The organism is Chloroflexus sp. (assembly GCF_034435895.1).
Lineage (GTDB): Bacteria > Chloroflexota > Chloroflexia > Chloroflexales > Chloroflexaceae > Chloroflexus.
Window position 1 is genome coordinate 1 of the sequence record NZ_DAOTWH010000354.1, and the last position, 6647, is coordinate 6647.

Sequence of the window (6647 nt, forward strand, 5' to 3'; positions counted from 1 at the left end):
CGTCGCCGCCGGCTGCCGCGCCGCCGGGTGCGCGCTGATCGGCGGCGAAACCGCCGAGATGCCCGATGTCTACGCACCCGGCGCGTTCGATCTGGCTGGCACCATTGTCGGCGTCGTCGAGCGGGATGCCATGCTGCCACGGGCCGATGTCACCCCCGGCGATGCGATACTGGCGCTGCCGAGCACTGGCCTGCACACCAATGGCTACTCGCTGGCCCGCCGGATCGTCGCCCACCATTTTGCCACCGAGGGTTATCACGCGCGCCCGGCCATCCTCGGCGGGCAAACCATCGGCGAGGCGCTGCTAGCGATCCACCGCTGCTACCTGTCCGAAGTGACCGCATTGCGCGCAGCGGCGCCGGTCAAAGCGCTCTGCCATATCACCGGCGGCGGCATTTATGACAACCTGCCCCGGGTGTTGCCGGCAGGCATGGGGGCCGCTATCGTGCGCGGGAGGTGGGACATCCCGCCGATCTGCCAATTGCTCGTCGAAGTTGGCGATTTGAGCGAACAGGAAGCCTACCACGCACTCAATATGGGGTTAGGCATGCTGGTGATTGTGCCGGCTGAAGCGGTGGCAACCGCGCTGGCAACCATCCCGGAGGCACGGTTGGTTGGTCACGTGACGGCCACGCCAGCGGTGCGGCTGGTGGATGAGGGGGAATAGCCGAAATAGGGAAAAGGCCCGAGCGTATTGGTAGAGGAGCGTTTGCGCTAGTTGCCGGTATATCGCTCCGCTACAACCATTGCTCCCGCATCAGCGGGAGATTGCTGCGATGGATGTGTCCCGCGCACTGATATGTAAAGTGCGGGCTGGTAGCCTGCGCCCTAAGGGCAGCGTGGATCGGCGGCCCGCGTCCCTACGGATTCAAGGGTGGACAGAACGTATGAGCACAGATACGGTTGATGGCTTTGGGATGCGCCGTTTCGCCCTCACCCCCAGCCCCTCTCCCGCTGGCGCGGGAGAGGGGAGCGTAGCACCGGGCTTTGAGGCATCGCATCCTCAACTGCTACGGGTAGCATTCATCGGCGGGCCGCGTCCCTATGGGTAGCATTCATCGGCGAGCCGGCGGCCCGCGCCCCTACGGGAAGGAGCAGACTATGGAACTCGGACATGTGTTGGCCGAAGGCAAGACGAAGATCGTGTACGCCCACCCCACCGATCCCGATCTGGCAATTCTGCGCCACAAAGACGGCATCACCGCCGGCGACGGCGCGCGCCGCAGTGTGATCGAGGGTAAAGGGGCGCTAGCCGGGCAGACCACGGCCAACGTCTTTCACTTGCTGAATCGGGCCGGGATTGCGACCCACTTCATCGCCGCGCCGGAACCAACGCTCACCGTCGTGCGGCGCTGCGCAATGATCCCGCTAGAAGTGGTGATGCGCCGTTTGCCGGCGGGATCATACCTGCGCCGCCATCCCGAAGCGGCGGGACAGCGATTTGAGCCGCCGTTGGTTGAATTCTTTCTCAAAGACGATGCACGCCACGACCCGCAGATCATGCCAGAAGCGATCGTCGCACAGAGGATCGCCACTGCCGCTGAAGTTGAGCAGATCACGAACACGGGCCGGCAGGTCTTTCAGACCCTCGAAATGGCATGGGCCGCGCTCGATGTCACACTGGTTGATCTCAAAATCGAGTTTGGCCGGGCTAGCGATGGCAGCCTGCTCGTTGCCGACGTGATCGACAACGACTCGTGGCGGATCTGGCCGGGGGGCGACCCCAACCGGATGCTCGATAAGCAGGTCTATCGCAATGCGCAGGTGGTTGACGAGGCGCTGTTAGCCGATGTGCACGAACGGTACGCGCTGGTGGCCGAAATGACCGGACGGTGGGTGGGGAAGGAATAACCGGTTGGGGCGGACTATGGTTCATAGTCCGCCCCAATTCATTACGGCGCAGGGATCACAATCAGTCGCGGTGCAGTAGTTAGCGTTACCGTTTCCGATAACGGCAGAGCGACGCCGGTCGCATCATAGATCGCGCGGGCATTAGCCGGCACGGAATAGGCGCGCTCGACGCCATCAACGCTCCAGACCACAATCACCTCGCTCTCAGCCGCACGGAAATGGTACCCCTCTAATCCAGCCACCGTCACCGGACGCAGATAGCGCGCAGCGCCGAGCTGTTGGCGGGCAAATTGGAAGGCGCGAAAGGCCGGCACAGGCTGTTGCCGGCCATCGAGCAGGCCACTCTCTTGCCAGCCGGGGCCGTTGAGCGTATACCAGTGTGACATGAGCAAATCGGCGGCAATGGTGCGGGTGTACAAGCGCAATACCGCATCGGCTTTGGCCTCCTCGAAGCCGTTGGGGCGGCAGGTGGGAGCGCTACGGTAACATAACAGCGCACCCTCATTCATTATCAACGGCTTGGCATAGCCGTACTGGGCCAATGTAGCGCGCAGATACTCAGCTTTGCCGAGCGTCGCGCCGCCGCGATCGCTCCAATTCGGAAGTTCGCGGTCGGGGTCATGGTTACGCCTGAAGTAGCCATAGGCGTGGTAGGCGACAATATCGAAATACTCGCCGCCACCGGCGCGCAAGATTGCCTCGAAGAAGCGACCGGCCCGGCACGGCTGGCCATTGGCCAATGGTCGAACAGGCGCACAGTCGAGCAGCAAACCGCCCAAGATTACCTGCGCCCGCGGATCGGCAGCCTTGATAGCGGGATAGGCAGCTTTGAGCATCGCTGCATACACCGCCCCACCGTAGCCATCGTTATCGTTCTCATCGGCCCAACAGCCAAACGGCGCATCACCGCCAACGAGTTGAAACGGCGCATCCGGTTCGTTGCCCAACTCCCAAAAGGTCACATTGTAGGGGGGTTGGCTATAGCGCGCCACCACATCGGTCAGAAAGGCGGCGAAGGCGGGCAAAGCATCAGTGCGGATCGGGCCGCAAGGTTTGTTAGGTTGCGCCTGCGCCCATGCCGGCGCTCCACGCACAATCACCATCGGCACCGCACCAGCAGCATTGATCGCGAGGATATCAGCCTCTACCTGCTGTAAAGCCGCCCAATTGCGCGCGCCGGGAGTTGGCTCGACTTCATTCCAGAGAATACCGTTGTAGCGCACCCAATCAGCGCCGAGTTCGGCTAATTGCTCAGCAGTTGCCGCTACCATCCCACGGTTAATCTCGACGCCAAACACTGAACGCCCGCCGCGCAGATCAGGGAAGGGCTGGGACACAGTGTACAGTTCGCGCCCCAGCAAACCGAGCAATACTTGCGAACGAGCCGGGTTCTGCGGGTGCCACTCGAAACGCGCACGCTCGAACCACTGTGTCAACACCAGATCGCCATTGGCGTTGCGCTCCATCTGTGGCGCGGTTAACGGGTAGCCGAACAGGGCCAGCGATTGGGCATAGCGGCTGAGGCCGGGAATCCGCAGCCCGTTGTTCTGCCAATAGGTGCGAAAACCATTGTCCGGTTCTTGATCACAGACATTATGACCGGTTTCGGGGAACCAGAGACAACCGGGTTGCGGCCCGGCATCAGGCGGATCGGCAAACGGATCGCGTCCGGCCCGCGCCAACGCCTCGGCCCCCATCCGCCCGATCTGGATGCGATAGGCTGGCGGGTTGGCTGGATGTAGCTCTAACCGGTTCCGTTCCGTCCATTGGACAGTTAAGTTGCGGCCTTCATCACCAACGAACTGTTCCAGCGGACTGATCGGATAGCCAAAGACCGGCAGGCCGCCATTATCGCGCCAATACGCGACAAACGACGGATGCAAGCAGTTATCGATCAACGGCACATCAGGAAAACAGAGCGGTTCGGTTGGCTGGGCAATCGCCGGCGCCGGCCCGGTGAGCAACGCCAGCGCCAATATGAGCAAGATCCATCGCTTCATCGATTTGCCTTCATTAATGTGATGAGCCGGATAACTCACAGGGTAGTGAAATCTTATATAGATTTACCACTGGCACTGATGGATCGTCAACGGCACGGCATAACGCGGGTCAGGAATCTCGGCGACGACCGGACAACGTTCCACCAGATCAGGCCGGCCCGCTAATAGTGACAATACCTGCTCTTGCAAGACGAGGTACTGCGGTTGATAGCGATCGATCGCGTACTGCGCCGCGGCGGGGAACCCGCCCGATCCTAATTGAGCCGCAATGTCGGGCTGCAAGAGGCCGGCAAAGTCGATCAGCGAACGTTGCGCATAATAGCCGATAATGCCGATTTCGAGCGTGGCGACGCTCGCGGTAGGCGGTGTATTCGCTGCCAGCCATTCGCCAGCAGCGCGGTACACCGTCAGCCGTTGATCGATCTGCTGGCCGATGCGATAGACCGATCCGCTAAGCCAGAAGACCGTACCCCCCAACACCAGCACAGTTCCGGCGATCGCCAACCAGTTGCCACCAATGCGCTGAAGCAAGCGAACCAACACTCGCACCCCAACCCCAAACGCCGGGGCCAGCCCGATCACCAGCGGCGCGACGTACCAGAAATAGCCGGCGACCTGCAAAATAGTATAGGCTAAGCCATAGAGCACAGCCCAACCAATCAAGAAAAGCCAGCGCGGCGAACGCAGCGTCGCGAAGAGACCCACCCCGGATAGCGCAAACACGATCTGGTAAAACGGTTGGCGCACATAGCTGTTAAGTGTGACCTGCAACCGATCAACAAAATCGTAAAAGCCGGGGAGGAGCGCCTGCTGTTGCTTGGCATAGAGCGTCACCGGCAATGGCGCGCCATAGACCAACCATGCCAGCCCGAGACCAGCAGCGACAATCGCGGCCCACACCAGCGCCGCCACCCATGGCCACCGCCGCCAATCTCGCCAGTTTCCGTGATCAATCGTCAGCAGCAACAACGCCAACGGCCCGGCCAGCATGCCATCAGGCCGCAGCCAGACCAGCGCCCCCAACAGCGTGCCGGTTAGCCATTGCCGGCCTTGGGCCGCACTCAAAAACACCCACAAGGTGAGCGCCATCGCCGGCAACGTCTCGCTCCCGAGGGTCGTCAGCGGCAGCGGCATGAGCAAATAGAGCAAAACCGCCGCCGCGCCGGCCAGCTCATCGCGCCACAGCCGGCCCAAACGCCACAACGACAGCGCGGCGGCGGCATGGCTGAGGCATCCGATCAGATTGGCGACGAGCGGTAATGGACAGCCTACCAACGCCACCGGCGCAAGGATCAGACCGAAGAGCGGCGCCGTGGTGCTGAGCGTGGCTGTACCGGGATTGTAGACAAAGCCGTGACCGGTTGCAAGGTTGAGCGCGTAGCGATAGGTAATGTACGGGTCATCATAGCCGCGCCGGTAGAGGAATGTGAATAACACCAAGCCGGCGACGATGGCCAAGAGCCACCCAAATCGATCAAATACGCTCACCAGTGGAAAAGTCGGGGAGGATTTGATTAGTTCGTTTCTCGCCACCGTTTGTTTGTTTCCAATATGAATCACACGACAATTACTTGCTAATGGTAACAGTTTATCATGGAGTACGGCAGTCAAACTGCCGACCCCATAGGAACTCAATATAACTACGAAACGCTGGCATGCATCCCAACCAAAAGCGCACGATTCTTACCAAATTATGACACATCAACGCGCAAAAAGCGGTATGATACAGCTATCTGTGGCAAATAACCAAACATCGTTGCAGAGGTATAGACCCATTACCAATTACGTGAATTGCAACGCCATCCAAGTATAGCCGCATTGCACCGTCTTGTCGATTCGCGTTTGTTCTGTGTATTATCACGCCAACCGAAATCATGCTCGACTACTTCCGTTCAGCTTCTACGCTGTTCACTCAACCCATCCGGCTGGTGCGTTCATTCACACCCGACACGCTGCGCGCCGACTTCCTCGCCGGGTTGACCGTTGGGTTGGTGTTGTTGCCCCAATCGCTTGCCTTCGCGATTTTAGGCGGATTGCCTCCTATCGTCGGTTTGTACAGCGCGTTGACAGCGACGATCGCCGGCGCGCTGTGGGGGTCGTCGAGCCATCTCAACAGCGGCCCAACCAACACCGCCGCCATTATCACTCTCTCGGTACTGGCGCCGGTGGTCGCGGTTGGCAGCGCTGACTTCGTCACGGCGGCTAGTCTCGTTGCGGTGATGGCCGGGATCATCCGGCTGATCATGGGAGTGGCCCGGTTGGGCATACTGGTCAACTTCGTCTCTGATGCGGTCTCGGTTGGCTTTACCGCTGGCGCCGGCATTCTCATTCTCTCAAACCAGATCAGTCCCATCTTGCGGATCGATCTCCCTCCCGGCGCCGATTTGTTTACCACTATCAGCGAGATCTCCGGCCATCTTGACGCTATCCATTGGCCATCGCTGGCAGTTAGCATGGCGACCATTGTGTTGATCGTTCTCACACCGCGGCTGACGCGCAAGATTCCGGCGGTGTTGATCAGCATTGTGGTGGTGTCGCCGGTGGTCTGGTTTCTCGATCTGAAAGCGCAAGGGGTGCGGGTCATGGGGCCGGTGCCGCCGGGTTTCCCGCCGCTCGCCCAACTGCCGATTTTTGACCTCGACTTGATCGTGCATTTACTCAACGGTGCGCTCGCCTTAGCCATCATTGGGTTGGTAGAAGCAGTGGCAATCGCGCGCGCAATTGCCGGCTACACCGGCCAGCGCATTGATAGCAACCAAGAGTTCGTCGGCCAAGGCTTGGCGAATATCGTGTCAG

5 protein-coding genes are annotated in these 6647 nt (G+C 60.4%); 3 read left to right on the forward strand and 2 right to left on the reverse strand.

Annotated elements, in window-relative coordinates; genetic code table 11:
* Positions 1-667: phosphoribosylformylglycinamidine cyclo-ligase (locus tag U9R81_RS19675; RefSeq protein WP_322497106.1), on the forward strand; the 667-nt coding region annotated here is incomplete at its 5' end.
* A 434-nt stretch (positions 668-1101) separates the two neighbouring features.
* Positions 1102-1851 (forward strand): phosphoribosylaminoimidazolesuccinocarboxamide synthase, encoded by a 750-nt coding sequence (locus U9R81_RS19680; protein WP_322497107.1) that lies wholly within the window; start codon positions 1102-1104, stop codon positions 1849-1851.
* A 41-nt stretch (positions 1852-1892) separates the two neighbouring features.
* Here U9R81_RS19680 and U9R81_RS19685 read toward each other — a convergent pair whose 3' ends face one another.
* Positions 1893-3851, reverse strand: coding sequence for a hypothetical protein (locus U9R81_RS19685; RefSeq protein WP_322497108.1), 1959 nt, complete (start codon positions 3849-3851; stop codon positions 1893-1895).
* A 63-nt stretch (positions 3852-3914) separates the two neighbouring features.
* On the reverse strand, positions 3915-5309 hold the full coding sequence (locus U9R81_RS19690) for a glycosyltransferase family 39 protein (protein ID WP_322497109.1): 1395 nt from the start codon (positions 5307-5309) through the stop codon (positions 3915-3917).
* A 416-nt stretch (positions 5310-5725) separates the two neighbouring features.
* Here U9R81_RS19690 and U9R81_RS19695 point away from each other — a divergent pair.
* The coding region (locus tag U9R81_RS19695) for a SulP family inorganic anion transporter (protein ID WP_322497110.1) at positions 5726-6647 on the forward strand (922 nt) is incomplete at its 3' end.